The following is a 19,043-nucleotide window of genomic DNA, read 5'->3' on the forward strand; positions in this document are numbered from 1 at the left end:
GTGGCCGGGGACCCGCATGGGGTGACGTCTCAGCGAGCCAGGGCGGTCTCCAGCCACTGCAGGATCTGCGGCGTGACCGGGTCGGTGATGTCGGCGAACTCCTCGTGCTTCTTGAGGAACTTCGCCACGTAGGGGCAGACCGGCACGATGCGCTTGCCCGTGGACCGTACGTGGCTCAGCGCCTGCTCCACGAGGACGGAGGCCAGTCCCCGGCCCGCGAAGGCGTCGTCGATCTCCGTGTGGAAGAAGACGCGCTGCCCGTCGCGATCGCGGTAGGCGGTGAACCCGGCGGACACCTCCTCGACCAGGATCTCGTAGCGGTGCCTGGCGTCCACGTTCCGGACGATCGGGTCGGCGGCCTGCGTCATCGTGTGCTGCCTTTCGGGCGTGTGGGGTTGCCCCGCGGTGCGAGGGCGGCGTTGGGGAGTGCGGGGGCGGGGATGCGGTCGCCGGGGTAGCCGTCGACCCGGCCGAAGCGGTCGGAGGCGGCCTCCCAGTCCTCGCGCGCCTCGACGATGTCCTGATGGCTGCGGCCCACGAAATTCCACCACATGACGATTTGTTCCTCGAACGGGGTTCCGCCCACGAGGACCGCCCGGGCGGGTGCGTCCGTCTCGTTGGTCAGGGTCACCGTGCCCCTGCCAGGCGCCAGGTAGCCCAGTTCCGCCGGGTTCAGCAGGGCTCCGTCCACGCGGATGCGCCCCTGGTCGACCAGGAGTCCGTGCTCGAAGGCGGCGTCCGTGCCGAGTGTCGTCGTCGCACGCGGATCCAGGACGATCTCGGCGCCGAGCAGAGGGGTGAAGGTGGGCACCGGCGAGGTGTCGCCGGCGAGCGAGCCGAGGAAGACCCTGATCGCGGCGCCGTCCCGGTGGACGGGGTCCGGCGCGTGGTGCCGGAAGTCGCGTCCGGTGTCCCGGTGCTCCTCGGGGAGGGCCACCCACAGCTGGACGCCGTGCAGGATCGTGGTGCCGGGGGTGGACACCTCCGTATGGCTGATCCCATGGCCCCCGGTCATCAGGTTCAGCTCGCCGGGACGTACGAAGGCGTGGCTGCCCAGGCTGTCGCGGTGCTCGATCTCCCCGCTGAACAGCCAGCTGACGGTCTGCAGGCCGATGTGCGGATGCGGGGCCACGTCCATCCCGCCCGTCCCGGCGACGTCGTCGGGGCCGTAGTGGTCGATGAAGCACCACGCGCCGATGAGGGTGCGGGCCCTCTGCGGAAGCGTGCGCCGCACCGTCATCGCCCGGGGGCCGCCCAGAGGTACGTCACGCGCCGTCAGCACCTCGACAGAGGTGTCCGGCTCCGGCCCCCCTCGGCCGTCGGCGTCCGCCTGCGGGGGGACGCTGCCCGTGTCGGCGACGCTCATCGAGGGGCCCCCTGCACGACAATGATGCTTTCATGTTCAACAATCATGCTCAATGGTAAGCCGTGGTCCGTTCGGGCGCACGGTGCGGTGAGGGGCGGAACGTCCCGGTGAGGAGTCCAGGGTGAACGGCACGGAGACGGGACATGGGGAGACGCGGGTCTACGTCGACAAGCAGAGCCCGAAGGCGTACCACGCCATGACCGCCACGGCCGAAGCCGTGCGTACGGCCGCCCAGGAGGCCGGGCTGCCCCGGACCCTGGTCGAGCTGGTCAACCTCCGGGTGTCACAGATCAACGGCTGCGCCTTCTGCCTGGACGTCCACACCCGGGCGGCTCTGCGCGCGGGCGAGACGACCCAGCGGCTGGGCGTACTCCCCGCCTGGCGCGACACCGAGGTGTTCACCGACCAGGAGCGTGCCGCCCTGGCCCTCGCCGAGGCGACGACGCACCCCGCCGACGCCGCCTTGCAGGAGGACGCCTACGCCACGGCGCGCCGGACCCTCTCCGACGACGAGATCTCGGCGGTGATCTGGGTGGCCATCGCCATCAACGCGTTCAACCGGGTCTCCGTCATGAGCAAGCACCCCGTGCGTGGAGTGCCCCGGCAGTGACGCGGCCGGGCCGACGTCCCTGCGGCCCGGATCCGCCCTCCCGCCCCTTCTCCCGCCGTCCTTTCCGCCCGCCGTCCGGGTGAACTCCGCTCCGACAGGGCCGTGCGCCGGGCAGGGATAGGCGCATCCGCGGTTCTCGCGGCCGGCAGCACCGGTGGACGCGGAAGCGGACAGGCGGGCGAAAGGGGATCTCCATGCTCGGTCCACGGGCGACGCGGGCGGGGACCGGTCCCGGCGGACGTACCGGCTCCGGCGGACCGATCGACACGGGCGCACCGGCCGGCCCGGGCGGGGTGTCGAGCGCGGCAGCCGTCGACGCCCTTCTCGCGGAGCACCTGGACGGGCGACTGCGGGAAGCACGGCGGGTGGACACCGTGTTCGCCGACGAGGTGGCCTCCAGAGTGGCCGCGTTCGTCCTGAGCGGTGGCAAGCGGCTGCGGACGGCCTTCGTCCGGTGCGGGTGGATGGCCGCGGGCGGAACGGGGGACGCCGGGACCCCCCTGCGCATCGGCGCCGCTCTCGAGCTGCTGCAGGCCTGTGCACTGGTGCACGACGACGTCATGGACGAATCGCCGGTACGCCGGGGCGCACCCGCCGTCCACGCCGACTTCGCCCGCATGCACCGTGCGGGCCGGCTGCGCGGCTCCGCAGCGTCCTGGTCGGCCAACGCCGCGGTGCTCGCCGGGGACCTGGCGCTGGCATGGGCCGACGACCTGTTCACCGAGACCGCGCTGTCCTCCCCGTACGGGGAGCGGCTGCACCGCGAGTGGCAGGCGATGCGCGTCGAGATGGCCGCAGGCCAGTACCTCGACGTCCGTGCCCAGGCGACCGGTTCCTCCGACCCCGCCCAGGCCCGGCACATCGCGACGCTCAAGAGCGCCCTCTACACCGTGGAGCGGCCCCTCGCCCTGGGGGCCTCCCTGGCCGGGGCCGACGCCCGCACCATGGAGGCGCTGCGGTCCGCCGGGCAGTGTGTGGGACTCGCCTTCCAGCTCCGTGACGACCTGCTGGGCGCGTTCGGGGACCCCGACGTCACGGGAAAGCCCACGGGCGAGGACCTGCGGGCGCGCAAACTCACCTATCTCCTGGCGGTCGCGGTCGGCCGCGCCACCGAGTCCGGTGACACCGACGCCCTGGCCGTCCTCGGCGCCGAGGGCGCCCCGCCCGGGGGAGAGGCGGTCCCCCGCATGCGGGCCGCTCTGGAGCGAACGGGGGCCCGGGCCGCCGTGGAGAAGGAGATCGCCGGTCTCTCGGCATCCGGTCTGCGTCACTTCGCCTCCTCCGGAGCCGATGAGGGAGCCCGGCGGGAGTTCGCCTCGCTCGTGGCCCGGGCCGTGGGCACCGAACCCGCCCTGAGCGGGGAGGACGCATGAGGACGGTACCGGGGCCCACGGACCATGTGGTGGTGGTCGGCGCCGGCCTGTCCGGCCTCGCCACCGCCCTCCACCTGCTCGGTGCCGGCCGGAGCGTGACCGTCGTCGAACGGGACACCGGGCCCGGCGGCCGGGCGGGACGGGTGGAACTCGGCGGCTACCGCATCGACACCGGGCCCACGGTGCTCACCATGCCGCACCTCGCCGACGAGGCGTTCGCAGCCGTCGGGGACAGCCTCCACCGCAGGGTGGAACTGATCCCGCTGCACCCCGCCTACCGCGCCCGCTTCGCGGACGGCAGCGGGCTCGACGTCCACACGGACGGCGACGCGATGGAGGCCGAGGTGCGGCGGTTCGCGGGGCCGGCGGAGGCCGCGGGGTACCGCCGGATGCGGATCTGGCTGGAGCGGCTGTACCAGGCCCAGATGCACCGGTTCATCGACACCAACTTCGACTCGCCCTTCCAGCTGCTGCACCCGGACCTGGCACGGCTGGCCGCCCTCGGGGGCTTCGGCCGGCTCGACCCGCGGATCGGTACGTTCCTCTCGGACCCGCGGCTGCGCCGGGTCTTCTCCTTCCAGTCGCTGTACGCGGGCGTCGCCCCGGCCCGCGCCCTCGCCGCCTACGCCGTCATCGCCTACATGGACACCGTCGCGGGCGTCTGGTTCCCGAAGGGCGGCATGCACGCCCTTCCCCGGGCCATGGCGGACGCGGCGGCCGACGCCGGGGGCCGGTTCCGATGGTCCTCCGAGGTGAGCGCGCTGGAACGGTCGGCGGGCCGCGTACGGGCCGTCCGGCTGGCGTCCGGCGAACGGATCACCTGCGACGCCGTCGTCCTGACACCGGACCTCCCCGTCGTCCACCGCCTCCTGGGCCGCGCGCCGCGCCGCCCCGTGCCGCTGCGCCACGCACCGTCGGCCGTGGTCCTGCACGCCGGCACGGACCGCACCTGGCCGGAACTGGCCCACCACACCCTCTCCTTCGGCGCCGCCTGGGAGGGCACCTTCGACGAACTCACCCGCACCGGACGCCTGATGAGCGACCCGTCACTGCTCATCACCCGGCCGACGACCCACGACCCGTCACTCGCGCCGCGGGGCAGACACCTGCACTACGTCCTGGCCCCGTGTCCCAACACCACGACGGGCCCGTCGGCTTCCACCTGGCGCGACCTGGGCCCCCGCTACCGGGACAGCCTGCTCGCCGAGCTCGAACGCCGGGGGCTCGACGGCTTCGAGGCGTCCATGGAGCAGGAGCTGCTGGTCACCCCGGTCGACTGGACGGCCCAGGGACACGCGGCGGGCACCCCGTTCTCCGTGGCGCACACGTTCGCGCAGACCGGCCCCTTCCGGCCCCGCAACCTCGTACGCGGCTACGACAACGTCGTCCTCGCCGGCTGCGGGACCACACCCGGAGTCGGCGTACCGACCGTCCTCGTCAGCGGCAAGCTCGCCGCCGCCCGCATCACGGGCACCACCAGCGCGAGAGGCGTGCGCCGTCGTCCCCCCGTCCTCGAGAGGCAGAGCCGATGAACCGCCGTGAACTGGACGCCGCCGGGATCACCGGGCCCGCCCTGCGCGCCGCGTACGCCCGGTGCAGGCGGCTCAACGCCCAGCACGGGCGGACGTACTTCCTGGCCACCCGGCTGCTGCCGGTGGAACGCCGGCCCGCCGTGCACGCCCTGTACGGCTTCGCACGGTGGGCGGACGACATCGTGGACGACCTGGACCGCCGGCAGCCCCCGGCGGAGCGCGACCGTCTGCTGCGCCTGCTGGAGAGCGACCTGGCCGACGGGCTCCGTACGGGAGGCGGCGACGAGCCCGTGGTCAGGGCCGTCGCGGACACCGCAGGGCGCTACGCCATCGACCACGGCCTCTTCGCCGACTTCCTGGCATCCATGCGCAGCGACCTGACGGTCACCGACTATCCGACGTACGAGGACCTGCGGGGCTACATGCACGGTTCGGCGGCGGTGATCGGGCTGCAGATGCTGCCGGTGCTCGGGACGGTCGTGGACCGCGAGGTGGCCGCTCCGCACGCGGCCGCCCTCGGAGTGGCCTTCCAGCTGACCAACTTCCTGCGGGACGTCGGCGAGGACCTGGACCGCGGACGCGTCTACCTGCCCGCGGACCTGCTCGCCGCCCACGGGGTGGACCGCCGCCTGCTGGAGTGGAGCCGACGCACCGGACGCCACGACCCGCGCGTCCGGGCCGCGTTCGCCGAGGCCGACACGATGATCCGCGCCGTCTACCGGGAGGCGGAGCCCGGCATCGCCATGCTGGAGCCGCGGGTACGGCCCTGCATCCGCACGGCGTTCGTCCTGTACCGGGGGATCCTCGACGCGATCGCCGCCGACGGCTACCGGGTGCTGCACCGCCGCGCCGTGGTGCCGCGCCGGCGGCGGGCCGTCACCGCCGCCGGCGGGCTCGTACGGATCCTGGGCGCGCGGATGCGGACCGGCCCGCCCGTCTCGGTGCCGGACGCCGCCGCCGGAGCGGAGGGTTCCCTGCGATGAGCGGACGACGGAGAAGGACGACCTGGACCCCGCCGCTGCGCCTGCGGCGCACCCCCCGCTGGGAGGGGCAGACGCCGACCTGGCGCCAGGCGAGGCCCGCCGTGATCGCCGGAGCGCTGAAGCGGGCCGCGGCACGGCCGTCGGGCAACTGGTACGTCGTCGGGTCCTCCCGCGCGACCCTGGCGCGGGACCGCCCGTACGGCAGGACGGTCGCCGGCGTGGAGGTCGTCCTGTGGCGTTCCCAGGACGGCACGCTGCGCGCCGGCCCGGGGGAGTGCCCCCACCTGGGCGCACCGTTGCGCGACAGCCGGGTGACGTGCGGGACACTCCGGTGCCACTGGCACGGCCTCGCCCTGGACGGGACGCCGTTCGCCGGGTGGGAGCCCTATCCGGTGCACGACGACGGGGTCCTGGTCTGGGTGAGGCTCGACGCCGTCGGAGGCGAACCCCCTCTGGAGCACCCGGTCGTGCCGGTGCGACCGGAGGGGGAGGGCGCGGTGGACGCCGTGTTCACCGGCGCCGGCCGGTGCGAGCCCGAGGACGTGGTCGCCAACCGGCTCGATCCGTGGCACGGATCCTGGTTCCATCCGTACGCGTTCGTCGGCCTGGAGGTGGCGGGCACTCCCGAGGACGGCGGGGACGACGCGTTCGCGGTCGACGTCTCGTTCAAGGTCGCGCGCAGGCTGGTGGTGCCGGTGCGGGCGGTGTTCACCGCCCCCGGACCGCGCACGGTGGTCATGCACATCACGGACGGCGAGGGCGCCGGTTCGGTGGTGGAGACCCACGCGACCCCGCTCACCGCGCCCGGCGCCACGGATCCCCGGACCGCGGTGGTCGAGGCCGTCGTCGCCTCCTCGGACCGGCGGGGCTTCGCCCTCGCGCGCGCCGCCGCGCCGGCCCTGCGGCCTCTGATGCGCCGGACGGCGGGCCGGCTCTGGCGTGACGATCTCGCCTACGCGGAGCGCCGCTGGTCACTGCGGAGCACCGGGCGCTTCCCGGGCTGAGACCCCGCCGCCGGCCAGGCCCGCGAGGGCGCGCAGGACCCGGGACCGCCCGGCCCGCGGGACGGTCCAGAGCACCTGCCCCCGGACGCCCCAGCCGGCGAGGAGCGCGTTGGCCGCCAGGAACCCCGAGGTCGCCGCGCGCTCCATCAGGGCGACGGGAAGCCCCGTGCGCACCAGATCGCCCGCCAGCGTGACGCGAGGATGGGAGGTGCGTACGCCCGGCCGGCGGCGGTAGCCGCCCACGGGGAAGACGGGGCAGTCCGCGCGCCACTCGTGGAGGGCGTCGACGACACGGGCGTCCGAGGTCTCGGGGTAGACCTCGTGCAGCCGGTCGAGCATCTTGCGCCGGACCTCCTTCCGCTCCTGGCGCCCGTCGACGGCGTAGGCGTGGAGTTCGACCACGGACCCACCCGTGCGGGCGGCCCAGCGGGCCGATTCGCCCTCCCAGCGGTCGAGGACGCTGACGTTGTCGAGGCCGTCGTATCCGCTGGTCCCCAGGAACCCCGGACGGTCCGCGCGGACGGGACGGTCGAGCCACAGCCGGGAGACGAGGAACGGCGGCGCGGTGCGCAGGGCCGCGATGTCCGCGCGCCAGGACGCTTCCCCCAACTGCTCGGACGCGCCGACGACATGACGGAGCCCGTCCGTGTCCAGAGCCAGGACCACGGCCTGGTGGCGGTCGGCCGCGCCCTCGGTCTCCACCGTCAGATCACCGTCGGCGGCGGGGCGCACGCGCAGGACGGGCGTGCCGGTGCGCACCTGGGCGCCGAGCCGCCGCAGATAGCCGTCCAGCGGCTCCCAGAGCGCCTGCGGGAACGGCTCCCCCGGCACGTCGAAGAGGAGGCCCTCGGAGGACCCGAGGAAGTAGATGTGGAACATCAGCAGGAGTTCGGCGGAGGACAGTTCGCGCGGGTCGGCGAAGAAGCTGCGGGAGAACACCTCGAAGGCCAGGTGACGGGCCGCCTCGGGGAAGTTGATCCGGCGCAGGAAGTCCTCGGCGCTCACCCCGTCGAACCGCTCGTATACCTCGGGGACCCGCACGTCGAGGAGGGGCAGGGCCTCGCGGGGGTTCATCGCGGCGAGGTCGCGCCAGCCGAACGCCGGGCTGAGCGCGACGAATCCGAGCGCGCTCCACGGCGGGGTCCTCGGGACCCGGGCGAAACTGTCCGACAGACCGCTGCGGTGCCGCAGAGGGTAGTCCGGCAACGGGGTGAGCGACGCGAGGCCGGGATCCGTACGCCGCAACAGGCCGCGCAGGTTGTAGTACTGGCGGAAGAAGGCGTGGAAGCCCCGGCTCATCGTGGCCTGGGACCCGTCGGCGAGGCGGACGGGCCACCCGGCGAGCCGGCCGCCGAGGCTCTCGCCCTGTTCGTACAGGGTGACACGGACACCCCGTTCGGCCAGGGCCGTCGCCGCCGCGATGCCGGCGATGCCGCCACCGATCACCGCGGCCGAGGGCGCGTCGCCGGTGAAGCGCTCACGGCCCGGTTCCGGCAGGAGGACCTCCGCCCGGCGGTCGCGTCCGTGCCGGCCCGCGTCCGGGCGGAACCCGCGCGCACTCATGACGCCGGGGACCCGGCGGGCCCCGTGCCGCTCCGGGCCAGGAAGACATGGACGATGCCGTTCTGCCAGCCGCCGACGGGGGCGGTCCGTACGAACGGGAACCCGGCCCGGGCGATCCGCTCCGCGAACGCGGGCGCGGTGTCGAACGCCAGGACGCTGCGCCACAGATGGTGGTACAGCTCGCGGTCACCGGTCAGGGTGCCCGCGGGGACGATGACACCCCGGCAGACCGTGTTCCACACGGCCCGGTGCAGGGGGGAACCGCTGAGGCTGTACTCGTGGACCAGCAGACGGCCACCGGGCCGCAGCAGCGCGCGCACGGCATCGAGGACCACCGCCGGTTCGGCGACGTTGCGGAAGAGGTAGGCGGCGAAGACGGCGTCGTAGGAACCGTCGTCGTCGGTGGTGGCGAGCTCCTCGGCGGACCGGTGCAGGAAGCGGACGTTCCGGGGCCAGCGCTTCGCGCGCGCCCGCTCCAGCATCCCGGCGGACGCGTCGACCGCCGTGATCCTCGCGTACGGGGCCGCCCGCAGCAGCGCCCGCGTGGACGCGCCCGTCCCGCAGCCGAGATCGAGCACCCTCAACCCCCGTCCGCCGCGGGGCAGCCGGAGGCGGTGCGCCGAGCGGAGCAGGTCCGAGCGGTAGCCCGGGTTCAGCCCCGTGAGCCGGTCGTAGCTGTGCGACGCGCGATCGAAGGCGCGTGCCAGGTCGTGGTCCCGCAGCAGGGTCATCGAGAGCTCTCTTCGGATCGGCCGGTGGCCCGGCGGGCGAGGAAGGGCAGTTCGGCCGCGGTGCGGAGCATCGGGCCCACGGGCGTCCGCAGTCCGATGCCGAACTCCTCCCACGGCGTGCTCCCGCCGTCGAGGAAGCGCAGCAGCCGCTCCATGGGGACGCGGCGGAAGAGGTCGGTGAGGAAGCGCGGGCCGTCCACCCGCCCGGTGTCCAGGGCACGCAGGAGTACGGCGTCCATGGCGAGCGCACGGCGGCCGTGCGGCGGCGGCACGCCCGGCCGGCCCCGCTGCAGCGCCGCCGCGACGGCCCGGCTCTGGCGCTGCACGGCGGCGAAGGTGTAACCGGTCGCCGGACGGGTGGCGCCCCCGGCCGCCCCGATACGGAAGACGGCGCGCCCGGTCCTGCGGGGGAACCGCGCGTCGGTCATGGGGATGACCCCCTGTTCGGCCGACTCCACGTCGAACCCGCCCAGCCCCAGGACGTCGCCGGTGTACCGCCGCAGGGCGGTGTCGTACGCGGCCGTCGAGAGCGGGGCACGGGAGAACTCGGTGTACTCCACCAGCGCCCGGTCCGGTGCGAGGGGCAGGACGTAGCCGAACGCGAGCCCGTGGCGGGGCTGCGGGACACGGAAGTCCATGAGGTCGGCCACCCCGGGATCGAAGCGGGGAGCGGAGGTGCGCACGAACCAGCCCCGGAAGTGCTGCAGCAACAGCGTGCGGTGCGGCGGGGTGACCCGCACGGGACGCGAGTCGAAGACGTACCTGCCGCGCAGCTCCAGCGGCTGCCCACCCGGCGTCGTGCAGCGCACCTCGCCGCCGTACCGCGTCTCGCGCACCTCGTGGGCGGTGGCCCGCACCAGACGGCCGGCGGGGGAGGCCGCCAGGCGGGAGTGCACCAACTGTTCGAACGGGCCCGAACGCACCATGCGGTACCGCAGCGGCGCGGGGTCCGACTCGATCACGACGCCGTCCGGCCCGCGCACGCGCAGCCGCTGCCAGGAGGCGGTGACGGCCTCCTCGAACGCGCCGCTGCCCGCCTCCCAGTAGCACCAGGTGCGCTCCGCCGGGCGCAGCGGTCCTTCCGGGGCCTCGACCAGCGTCACCCCCGTACCGGCCCTGGTGAGCCAGTGGGCGAGGCAGAGCCCGGCGGCGCCGCCGCCCACGATCACGGCGTCGTCCACCGGCTCCCGGACGCCGCCGGTCCGGGCCTGCCCCGTCACGCGTCGTCCCGTCACGTCCTGGGGGTCCGTGCGGCCGCCCGGTCGGCGAGCACCTCACGGGCGGCCCTGCTGCCGGAGGCCAGCGCGCCCTGCACCGACCCGGTCGCCCGGTGGTCCCCGCAGACGTGGCGGCCCCGTGCGAAGCGGGTCGTACGGCTCAGCGGCCAGGGGGGCCGCATGGCGGGCAGGGCGCCCTCCACGGTGTAGGCGGAGACCGTCTCCCAGTCGCTCGTGTCCATGTCGTACAGCTCGGCCAGCCGGGCGCGGACCGTCTTCTCGCCGCCGGGCGGGCCCGCGCCGAGGACGGACGTCGAGACCAGCGCCGTGCCCGGGGGAGCGTAGCCGGGCACGACCTCGGTGAGGACACAGCTGTTCAGGACGGCGAGCCCGCTGTCGACGACCAGGGTCGGCTCGCTCAGCGGTGACCGTGCGGACGCGTGGTAGTACGTCGTCACCGTCCGGCCGTCCGGCACGGCCAGACCGGGCAGCAGACGGGCGGCCGTGACGGCGTCCGTGGCCACGACGACGGAGGCGGCGGGCCGCTCCACGCCGTCGGCCAGCAGCACGCCGGCATCCGTGACCTCGGCGACAGGAGAACCGAGCCGGAGGGCCCCTTCCGGGAGCCGGGCGGCGAGCTGGGCCGGTACGGCGCCGATGCCGCCCGAGGGCAGACAGAGCGTCCCGCGCACCATGCTCCGCCACACCAGGTGCAGGAAGCGCGCGGAGGTCTCCAGCCCCTCCTCCAGGAACACCCCGGACAGGAACGGCCGCAGGAGGTCCTCGACCGTGCGCGGCGACAGCCCGGCGCGGACGAGCGCCTCCGACGCGGTGCGGTCGGTCATGCGTCCCAGCCGCTTCGCCGGGAGCAGGACGTCACGGGCGGTGAGCGCGGCGAGCGCGGCGAGATCCCGCGCCGGGAGCACGCGTCCCGGGAGCAGCTGGGCCGCGTCCCCCGGGCGCCTGGTGGGGTCGGTGACGCGCACCCGCCCCGAGGACGTCCGGGCGATCAGGCCGGGGGTGAACGGCCGCAGCCGCAGCGCGCGCAGGTCGACACGCTTCTTCACCTGCGGGTAGGAGGTGTTGAAGACCTGGAAGCCGCGGTCCAGGAGGAAACCGTCCTTGCGGTCGGTGCGCATCCGGCCCCCCACCCCGTCGGAGGCCTCCAGCACGTCCACGCGCAGGCCTTCGGCGCTGAGGTCGAGTGCGCAGGCCAGTCCCGCGAGGCCGGCGCCCACGACGACGACGTCCGGCGCCGGTCGGTGCTGTCGGTTCGTCATCCGCGTCCCTCGGCTCGGTCCCGTACGGCTGACGGGTTGTCAAGCCGATCACGTTCCGGGGTCCGAATCCAGCAGCCGCCACGGAATCGCCTTTACGGGTGACCCGTCCGCCGGATCAGGACACGGGCTGTCCGCACGCTCTCCCCGTGGTCAGGACGTGCCGCGCTTCTTCTTCAGCGAGTCCGGCTTGTGCACGGCGGAACGCCCGGAGCCGTCGCTCTCCACCTCGTACTGCGGCTCCTCCGCCGAGGCGTCGACGGTCCGCCCGGCGGCACGGGTGCGGTCCGTGTGTTTCTTGGTGACCTTGCCCGTCACGTCATGGCCGTGGCTCTTCCAGGAGACCTCGTCACCCTTGCTCAGGCTGTCGTCCTTCTTCGTCACCACACCCTCCTCCGGGGGGCCTGCGGCAGGCTCCGCCCCTTCCAGCGTCGTGCGGATCGCTCCGCCGCGCACCCCCTGCGCGGCGGAGCCGGTGGGGAGCGACAGCTCAGCCGGTCAGGTGGTGCAGCACGGCGCGCATCGCGCGGTGGACGGCGTCACGCGACGCGTCCGTCGGGTCGACCGTCTCGAAGGTGTGGTGGCCGTCCTGCACGTCGACCACCTCGATGTCCGCCCCGCACGCGTCCGCCGCGGCCAGGAACTCCTCCACGGTGGCCGAGATGTCGGCCGTCTCCAGCCCCGCCCGGACGAGTACGAGAGGCAGGGAACCCGCCCGGGCGACCGCCTCCGCCGGGCTGAAGCGGCTGCCGAGGCGCCCCCAGTTCGGCAGGGGCGCCATGATGGGGTAGTTGGCCGCCAGGCAGCGCAGCCACGGCGGGGGCTTCGCCATCCAGTCCGCGGTGAGCGGGCCGCTGCCCGAGAAGAACCACAGGGCGACGCGGTCCGCGTCCACCCGCTGGTCGGCCCGGACCTGTTCCACCGCGTCCGCCACATCGGCGGCGGCCCGCGCGTAGTCGTTCACGGAGTGAAGGCCGTGGTCGAGGGTCACGCCCACCACCCCGTGGCCGGCGGCGAACCGGGCGTAACCGGTCAGGAGCGGCCAGTCCCGGGGGGTCGGACGGGCCCCGGCCGGAACGGGACCACCGTGCACGAAGACCACCGCGGGGCGGGGCTCCTGGGCGGAGGGCGGCACGTACAGGTCGACGCCGCCGGCCCGCTCGCGGGGAACCTCGGGGACCTCCAGCAGGAACGGCCGCAGGTGCGCGGGCGGCCGCGCCGTGTCCACGGGGGTCAGCCGCTGTCCTTCGCCCGCGGCCGCCCTCAGCAGCACCACGGCCAGCTCGGAGGGGCTGGACAGCATCGGCCAGTGACCCGTGGGCAGTTCGAAGAAGGCCACCCGGGAGTCGGCCAGCGCCCGGAGGGTGGGTTCGCCCATGTCCGCACGGGCCTGCACCACCGCGATGCTCGCCCCGTTGCCGGTGCACAGCACTCCGGTCATCGGCACCGCGGCCGCCGCACCGGTCAGCCGCAGCGGCTGGAACAGTGTGCCCAGCGGCTGCGGGGAGGCGAGAGCGGTGAGCCGGTCGAGTGCGGCATCGGGGACGCCGGCGGTGCTGCCCCAGAGCCGCCACCCGTCACGGGCAGGGGGCGGCAGTGACGCGCCCGGCCCGTGCGCGGCGTCCATCGCCTCCTCGCGCAGCCCCTGGTCGGCCACCGCCGCAAGGGCAGGGGCACCGTCCTGAGGGAGCCCGGAGTCGAGGTAGACGATCCGGGCGATCGACTCGGACCGCCGGTCGGCGGCTCCGAGGGCCGGGTGGATGCCGTAGTCGTGGCCGACCAGCACGATCCCGTCGTCCGCTGTGCGCCGGGCCGAGTCGATCACCGCGAGGACGTCCGCGATGTGTGTCTCCAGATCGATGCCCGTACCGGTGGGAGGACTGGCTCCTCCCAGTCCGGTCAGCGCCACCGCGTGGACGTCGGCCCCCACCGCGGCAAGGCGCGCGGCCGTCTCCTCCCACACGTGGGGGCCGGTGAACATTCCGGACACCAGGATGAATGTGCGCATGGTCTCTCCTCGGTACGCCGTTGTCCGCTGGCAGGCCCGGACACCCGGTCCTGTCGCGGGTACCGTAGGAACTCCCCCTGAGGGAGGTTCAAGTGTTCACGTCGCACGACGGGCTGTGGGGCATCGGCGAGCTCGCCGCGCGCGCGGGAGTCGGTGTCAAGACGGTCCGCTTCTACTCCGACGGCGGCCTGCTTCCCGAGGCGGCCCGCAGCGTCGGCGGGCACCGCAGATACGGCCCCGGCTCCCTCGAGCGGCTCCGGATGATCCGCTCCCTGCGCGCCATGGACCTGCCGGTCTCCGCGGTGCGCCGCGTCCTCGACGAGGACGACGGCGAGGACACGGCCGGGCGCGTGGGCGGGGCCCTGGAGGACGCCGTCGCCGGGCAGTTGCGCACCCTCGGATCCCAACTGCGCGCCCTGCGCTGGAGAGAGGCGGCCCTCCGCTCGGTGCAGGAGTGCCCGCCGGCCGAACGCCCCGCCAGGCTGCTCCTGGTCGGCGCGGTGACGTCGCCGCCCGACACGGCGCCCCTGGCCCGGTTCTGGCGCGGCTGGCTGCCACCGCGGATGCCCGCCCGCTCCGTCACCGCGTTCCTCGAGGTCGCCGTTCCGCAGCCGCCCGAGGATCCCGATCCGGGCCAGGTGCTCGCCTTCGCCCAGCTGTACGCCATGGTGTCCCGCCCGTGCGACGGGAGCGCCGGGCAACCCCAGCCCCACGCGCACCGGGCTGCGGGCGCCCGGGAGTCGGCCATCCTCTATGCGGGGCTGGCCGAGGCGTACGGCCTGGCGGCGACCGAGATGCGCCGGGACGGGGAGCCGTGTCCGGGGGAGGCCCTGGACGGCTTCGTCGACGCCTACGCGAGCGCGCGCACCACCGCGGACACGCCCGACTTCCGCCGGACCCTCTCCCGGCAGCTCGCGGGCGACCCGCGTATCGACCGCTACTGGGAGCTGACGGCCGAGCTGACCGGCCTGCCCGAGCCGACTCCCGGGGCCGCGCACGAATGGCTCTGCGCCGCACTGGACGCCGACACGGGAACCACGCTGCCCGCGTAGACCCGGCCCTCCGGCTGCCGCCCGCACGTCGTAGGGCTGGTGGGGGCGCACCCGGAACTGGGCGGTTGGCCCGCGCCGGAAGGTCGGCCGGACAGCGGGGAGCCGACGGGCCGGTGATCAGCACCCGTCGGCTCTCCCGTCCTGCGTCCTACCTCACTGCGGGCGTCCCAGCGCCCACCCCGACACATCGGCCAGGCGTCCGCGCCACAGGGGCAGCCGCAGGGATCCTGTCCCGCCGAAGACCAGCGTGGAGTCTCTGAGGTGGATCCAGCGCGGCAGGTGCCCGGCATCCTCCTCACCGGCCCCCAGCTCCCTGATCCCCTGGTCCACCGTCTCCGGGAACTCCGCGATCAGGTTGGCCCCCTCACCCTCCACCTGGCGGAGGCTCCGCGCCCAGTCGGCCTTCCACGCCTCGTGGCCGATCACGTCTCCGTGGAGAACGGCACCGGACAGAGCGAGGGTGATCGGCAGACTGGAGCGCAGCTCCCTGTCCAGCAGCTGGATCAGCAACTGGAGCTGCAGGTCGGGCACGGGCTCCGTCACCACCGGGATCGTCTCCGGCCGTGTTTCGACAGACTCGCTCATGGTCCACTCCCTTCACCTGACAAGCGGCAGGTGACAGCCCGTATGCCCCCGGTCGGGGCCGTCACACTTCCCGGGTACCGCGTCATGGTGGCAGGGGCGAGGGTGGCCCCCTGGGTCGCCGCACACACGGACGCGGATGTCACAGCCAGCGCCGGATCGGCAGGACCGCTGCTTCCCGCGCCCGCTGCACGACCGAGCGGCGCTTCCACCGGCTCCCGTCGATCAGGGTGCTCTTCTTCATGTCATCCTCGAAGTGGCCGTCCAGCGTGGCGGTGAACTCCGGGTCAAGCACCGCGAGCATCACTTCCTCGTCGTGCTCGAGCGAGCGGCGGTTGAAGTTCGTCGATCCGATCAGCGAGCCGATACCGTCCACCGTCAGCACCTTGGTGTGCATCATGGTCGGCTGGTACTGGTAGATCTTCACGCCGCAAGCGGTCAGATCCTCGTAGAAGTTCTGGCCTGCCAGTTGGCACACCCGCTTGTCCGTGTGCGGTCCGGGAAGCAGTATCTCCACCGACACGCCCCGGCGGGCGGCGGCGCACAGCACCTCGACGAAGTACGCGTCGGGCGAGAAGTACGCCGTGGTGAGCCGGACCCGCTCCTCCGCGGACTCCAGCACGACACGGAGCAGGGTCTGCATGTCCTGCCAGCCGAAGCTGGACGATCCGCGCACCACCTGGACGACCGAGTCGCCCTGCCGTGTGGAGTCCACGAACCGGTCGCGGTCGGTGAAGAGCTCGTCGTGGCACTCGGCCCAGTTCTGTGCGAACGCGGCTGCCAGACCGTCCACCGCGGGGCCCTGCACCCGCACATGGGTGTCCCGCCACTCGTTCTCGTCACGGGCGTCGCCGCACCACTCCTCGGCGATCCCCACCCCGCCGGTGTACGCGGTCTCCTCGTCGGTGATCAGGACCTTGCGGTGGCAGCGGTGGTTCTGCTTGAGCGGAGAGAGGTACAGCGGCTTCCGGAACCACGCGACCTCCACCCCCGCCTCGTCCATCAGCGCCAGCTGGTCCTTCTCGATCAGCCGGGACCCGAAGCCGTCCAGCAGGAGTCGCACCCGTACTCCGGCGCGAGCCCGCTCGGCCAGCGCCTCGGCGAACTCGCAGGCGATGTCCCCGCGCCAGTACACGAACGTCATCATGTCCACGGTGTGTTCGGCGCCACGGATGGATTCCAGCATCGCGGGGAAGATCTGGTCCCCGTTGCGGAGCGGGACGAGCTTGTTGCCCTCGGTCGCGGCGATGCCGATCAGGCGCTCCAGCCGCCGCCGCAGACGCTTCGCGCGCTCCTCGTGGACGGCTTCGTCGGGTCTGTCGAGCGTGGATCTCTCATCTATGTGGCTGGACAAATCTCTCACCTGGTGACTTGTGGGCAAACGGGCATGGCGACCTTACTCTCGTGGCCCTCTACCCCCAGGAGCCGCCGGTATGACTTTCGGGCCGGGGCGGGTGGCCGGTGGCGCCCGCCGTGAGACCGACGCCGCCCGTCGGATGCCCGTACGCCGGACCTGCGGCCCCGCCCCGAGCCGATCGTCCAGCAGTCCCCGGCGCCTCTTGCTCGTCCCGGGCGACATGCTCCGCCCGCCCCGGGCGTGGCTGGAGCGCATGACGAACCCGGTTCGCCTGACCGAGCCCGCACGCGGTGGGCACGTCGCGCCGTTCGAGGAACCCCGGCTCCACGCAGAGGACTCCCTCTTGACCTCAACCACGCTTCAGGTATCAGAGTGGTCCGCATGAACACCGAAACCGCAGACATGAAGGCCATCGAAGAAGTGGTCGCGGCCGTGGAGCGCAGCCAGCGGGCCAAGGACGCCGAAGGCTTCCTCGCGCTCTTCCACCCCGATGCCCTCTGGACGACCGCCCACGGCAAGGTCCTGATCGGCTTCGACGCGATCGCCGAGTTCACCCGTTCGGTGCTGCCGCGCTCCGACTGGGACGGTGAGGTGACGTACGAGGTCGTTCACACCCAGTTCCTGCGGCCCGATGTGGCGGCCGTCAAGGTCCGTCAGGTCTACCGCTCGGACGAGGGTGGATCGGAGGGAGCCCCGCTCTACGTCATGACGAAGAGCGACGACGGGGCATGGCTGCTCCACGCCTGCCAGAACACGGGGGTCCAGGCCGCTTGACCGGTCGGACCTCAGGGGCGGCGCACACTCGGATCACCCTCCGACGTCGGCCGGCCGGCTGCCACGGCGCCTTCGGCCAGGGCATGCCGGCCGGACCGGGCCAGGGCTGCCGCGGCGGTCAGGGCGAGGAGAGGGACGGCGAAGCCGGCGCGGGGGCCGCCCGGTCCGTCGACGAGTCGGCCGACCGCGGCGGCTGAGACGGCGATGCCTGCCGCACTCGCGGAGTTTGTCCAGGTGAACGCCTGGGTCAGGACCGACCGGTCCATGACCGACTCGACGAGCGCCGAGGAGACGATGACGCACGGCGCCACCCCCGCACCGGCGAGCAGGAGGGCGAGGGAGAGTTGCCAGGGGGAGCCCGCCAGCAGGGGCAGCAGCGAGCAACAGGCCAGAAAGGCCAGGATGACGGGCAGTTGAGCGGCAGATGTGGTGTGCCGCCGGAGTCGTCCGTAGGCGAGGCCGGTCAGCAGACTTGCCGCGCTCATCAGCCCGTACAGGAACCCGGCCGCCGTGGCGGCGTGGTGGACGCCGGCGAAGGCGGTCACCGAGACCTGCATCGATCCGAAGAAGACGCCCAGGGCCAGATTGACCGTCAGCAGGACGGCGAAGTTCCGGGACAACAGGCCCCCGGGCCCCCGGGCGGCCGTCAGGCCCGGTGCGGACGTCACGGCGGGAGCCGGGGCCGTGCGACGCAGCATCGCGAACACCAGCCCGGCGCCGACGACGAGCGCCCCCGCCAGCACCGTACCGGCGGCCGGGTGTACCTGGGCCGCCATCAGCACCGCGAGGGTGGGCCCGAGCAGGAAGGCGGCCTCGTTGCTCAACGTTTCGAGCGCGAGGGCCGGAGAGAGCTCGGGTCTGCCGCGCAGCAGGGCCGACCAGCGGGCCGCGGAGAGAGCACCGAACTGGGGAACGGTGGCCCCGGCCGCGAGGCCGGCCGCCATCAGCGGCGCCGAGGACGCCCCTGTCAGGACCAGCGCGATCAGGGCGGCGATCGCTCCGGCGTGGGCGCACAGGAGAGGCACGAGGACGCGCGGCTGCCCGAAGCGGTCCATGAGGCGGGCCGTCTGCGGCCCGGCCAGCGTCTCCGCGACCGCGAACGAGCCGGTTACCAGGCCGGCCACCCCGAAGGAACCGGTCTCGGCATGGACCAGCTGGACGATGCCGAGACCGGCCATGGCCACCCCGACCCGGGCCGGCGCCGAGGCCAGGAAGAAGGCCGCCGCGCCGGGAACGCGCAGGGCCGACCGGTAGGAGCTGGTTCCCCTCCGTGCCGGGACGGCGGTGCCGAACCCTCGGGTGGTACGACGAATCCAGTGCCGCGACGTCACGGCATACCTTCCGCTGCGCGGTGGGACGGTCCGGGAGTGCGACGCCCCGTGACGGGCACCGGCCCCCGCCCGCCAGGAGTCGTCCATGGTGACGCGGACGGGGCGGAGGTACGGCCCGCGTCGGCGTCGGCTCCCGCGCCGGCAGATGCGTTGAGTGCGGAGATCGGGTCTTCGGGATCGAAGAGCGGATCCGGTGGAGGACGACACTACCGGTCGGGCCTCCCGGTAACACCGTTCGGGTTCACCGGTGTTGGTCCCGGCCTTCGGTACGGTGACGGAAACC

Annotated in this window: 18 protein-coding genes; 7 read left to right on the forward strand and 11 right to left on the reverse strand. The window is 73.7% G+C overall.

Going from position 1 to position 19,043, the window contains the following annotated elements:
• Positions 1–29: 29 nt before the first annotated feature.
• Entirely contained in the window at positions 30–368 is a 339-nt protein-coding gene (locus OG488_RS36320; protein ID WP_329237236.1) for a GNAT family N-acetyltransferase, read from the reverse strand.
• Positions 365–1,366, reverse strand: coding sequence for a pirin family protein (locus OG488_RS36325; protein ID WP_329237238.1), 1,002 nt, complete (start codon positions 1,364–1,366; stop codon positions 365–367). Before OG488_RS36325 ends, OG488_RS36320 begins: the two co-directional genes overlap by 4 nt.
• A 121-nt stretch (positions 1,367–1,487) precedes the next feature.
• Here OG488_RS36325 and OG488_RS36330 point away from each other — a divergent pair, with 121 nt between their 5' ends.
• The 5 genes from OG488_RS36330 (at position 1,488) to OG488_RS36350 (ending at position 6,868) form a co-directional block, all read left to right on the forward strand.
• Positions 1,488–1,976, forward strand: coding sequence for a carboxymuconolactone decarboxylase family protein (locus OG488_RS36330; protein WP_329237240.1), 489 nt, complete (start codon positions 1,488–1,490; stop codon positions 1,974–1,976).
• 194 nt (positions 1,977–2,170) lie between these two features.
• Positions 2,171–3,349 carry a polyprenyl synthetase family protein gene (locus tag OG488_RS36335; RefSeq protein WP_329237242.1) on the forward strand — a complete coding sequence of 393 codons (1,179 nt, stop codon included), beginning with the start codon at positions 2,171–2,173 and terminating at the stop codon, positions 3,347–3,349.
• Positions 3,346–4,881, forward strand: coding sequence for a phytoene desaturase (locus tag OG488_RS36340; RefSeq protein ID WP_329237246.1), 1,536 nt, complete (start codon positions 3,346–3,348; stop codon positions 4,879–4,881). The genes OG488_RS36335 and OG488_RS36340 overlap by 4 nt, the downstream gene beginning before the upstream one ends.
• The gene (locus OG488_RS36345) at positions 4,878–5,864 is read left to right on the forward strand and encodes a phytoene/squalene synthase family protein (RefSeq protein ID WP_329237249.1); all 987 of its coding nucleotides are present in this window, start codon (positions 4,878–4,880) and stop codon (positions 5,862–5,864) included. Before OG488_RS36340 ends, OG488_RS36345 begins: the two co-directional genes overlap by 4 nt.
• Complete coding sequence (locus tag OG488_RS36350; RefSeq protein ID WP_329237251.1) at positions 5,861–6,868, forward strand: DUF5914 domain-containing protein; 1,008 nt, start codon at positions 5,861–5,863, stop codon at positions 6,866–6,868. The genes OG488_RS36345 and OG488_RS36350 overlap by 4 nt, the downstream gene beginning before the upstream one ends.
• On the opposite strand, the gene OG488_RS36355 is transcribed toward OG488_RS36350, so the two are convergent.
• The 6 genes from OG488_RS36355 to OG488_RS36380 form a co-directional block, all read right to left on the reverse strand.
• Positions 6,836–8,431: an FAD-dependent oxidoreductase gene (locus tag OG488_RS36355; protein WP_329237254.1), complete on the reverse strand. Its 1,596-nt coding sequence runs from the start codon at positions 8,429–8,431 to the stop codon at positions 6,836–6,838. The genes OG488_RS36350 and OG488_RS36355 overlap by 33 nt on opposite strands.
• Positions 8,428–9,162, reverse strand: coding sequence for a class I SAM-dependent methyltransferase (locus tag OG488_RS36360; RefSeq protein ID WP_329237257.1), 735 nt, complete (start codon positions 9,160–9,162; stop codon positions 8,428–8,430). Before OG488_RS36360 ends, OG488_RS36355 begins: the two co-directional genes overlap by 4 nt.
• On the reverse strand, positions 9,159–10,397 hold the full coding sequence (locus OG488_RS36365) for a lycopene cyclase family protein (protein WP_329237260.1): 1,239 nt from the start codon (positions 10,395–10,397) through the stop codon (positions 9,159–9,161). Before OG488_RS36365 ends, OG488_RS36360 begins: the two co-directional genes overlap by 4 nt.
• Positions 10,394–11,659 (reverse strand): NAD(P)/FAD-dependent oxidoreductase, encoded by a 1,266-nt coding sequence (locus OG488_RS36370; protein WP_329237263.1) that lies wholly within the window; start codon positions 11,657–11,659, stop codon positions 10,394–10,396. Before OG488_RS36370 ends, OG488_RS36365 begins: the two co-directional genes overlap by 4 nt.
• Before the next feature lie 150 nt (positions 11,660–11,809).
• Entirely contained in the window at positions 11,810–12,040 is a 231-nt protein-coding gene (locus OG488_RS36375; RefSeq protein WP_329237266.1) for a DUF2945 domain-containing protein, read from the reverse strand.
• Positions 12,041–12,146: 106 nt separating this feature from the next.
• Complete coding sequence (locus OG488_RS36380; protein WP_329237268.1) at positions 12,147–13,664, reverse strand: alpha/beta hydrolase; 1,518 nt, start codon at positions 13,662–13,664, stop codon at positions 12,147–12,149.
• Positions 13,665–13,756: 92 nt separating this feature from the next.
• On the opposite strand from OG488_RS36380, the gene OG488_RS36385 reads away from it, so the two are divergent.
• Positions 13,757–14,716, forward strand: coding sequence for a MerR family transcriptional regulator (locus OG488_RS36385; protein WP_329237271.1), 960 nt, complete (start codon positions 13,757–13,759; stop codon positions 14,714–14,716).
• A 153-nt stretch (positions 14,717–14,869) separates the two neighbouring features.
• Here the strand turns inward: OG488_RS36385 and OG488_RS36390 are convergent, their stop codons facing one another.
• A complete protein-coding gene (locus OG488_RS36390; RefSeq protein WP_329237273.1) occupies positions 14,870–15,301 on the reverse strand; it encodes a hypothetical protein in 432 nt (143 codons plus the stop codon).
• Positions 15,302–15,440: 139 nt separating this feature from the next.
• Complete coding sequence (locus tag OG488_RS36395; protein ID WP_329237276.1) at positions 15,441–16,652, reverse strand: phospholipase D-like domain-containing protein; 1,212 nt, start codon at positions 16,650–16,652, stop codon at positions 15,441–15,443.
• A 384-nt stretch (positions 16,653–17,036) separates the two neighbouring features.
• Here OG488_RS36395 and OG488_RS36400 point away from each other — a divergent pair, with 384 nt between their 5' ends.
• Entirely contained in the window at positions 17,037–17,429 is a 393-nt protein-coding gene (locus tag OG488_RS36400) for an SgcJ/EcaC family oxidoreductase (protein WP_329237279.1), read from the forward strand.
• A gap of 11 nt (positions 17,430–17,440) precedes the next feature.
• Here OG488_RS36400 and OG488_RS36405 read toward each other — a convergent pair whose 3' ends face one another.
• Positions 17,441–18,760 carry an MFS transporter gene (locus OG488_RS36405; RefSeq protein ID WP_329237282.1) on the reverse strand — a complete coding sequence of 440 codons (1,320 nt, stop codon included), beginning with the start codon at positions 18,758–18,760 and terminating at the stop codon, positions 17,441–17,443.
• Positions 18,761–19,043 lie beyond the last annotated feature (283 nt).

The organism is Streptomyces sp. NBC_01460 (assembly GCF_036227405.1).
In the GTDB taxonomy this organism is placed as follows: Bacteria; Actinomycetota; Actinomycetes; order Streptomycetales; family Streptomycetaceae; genus Streptomyces.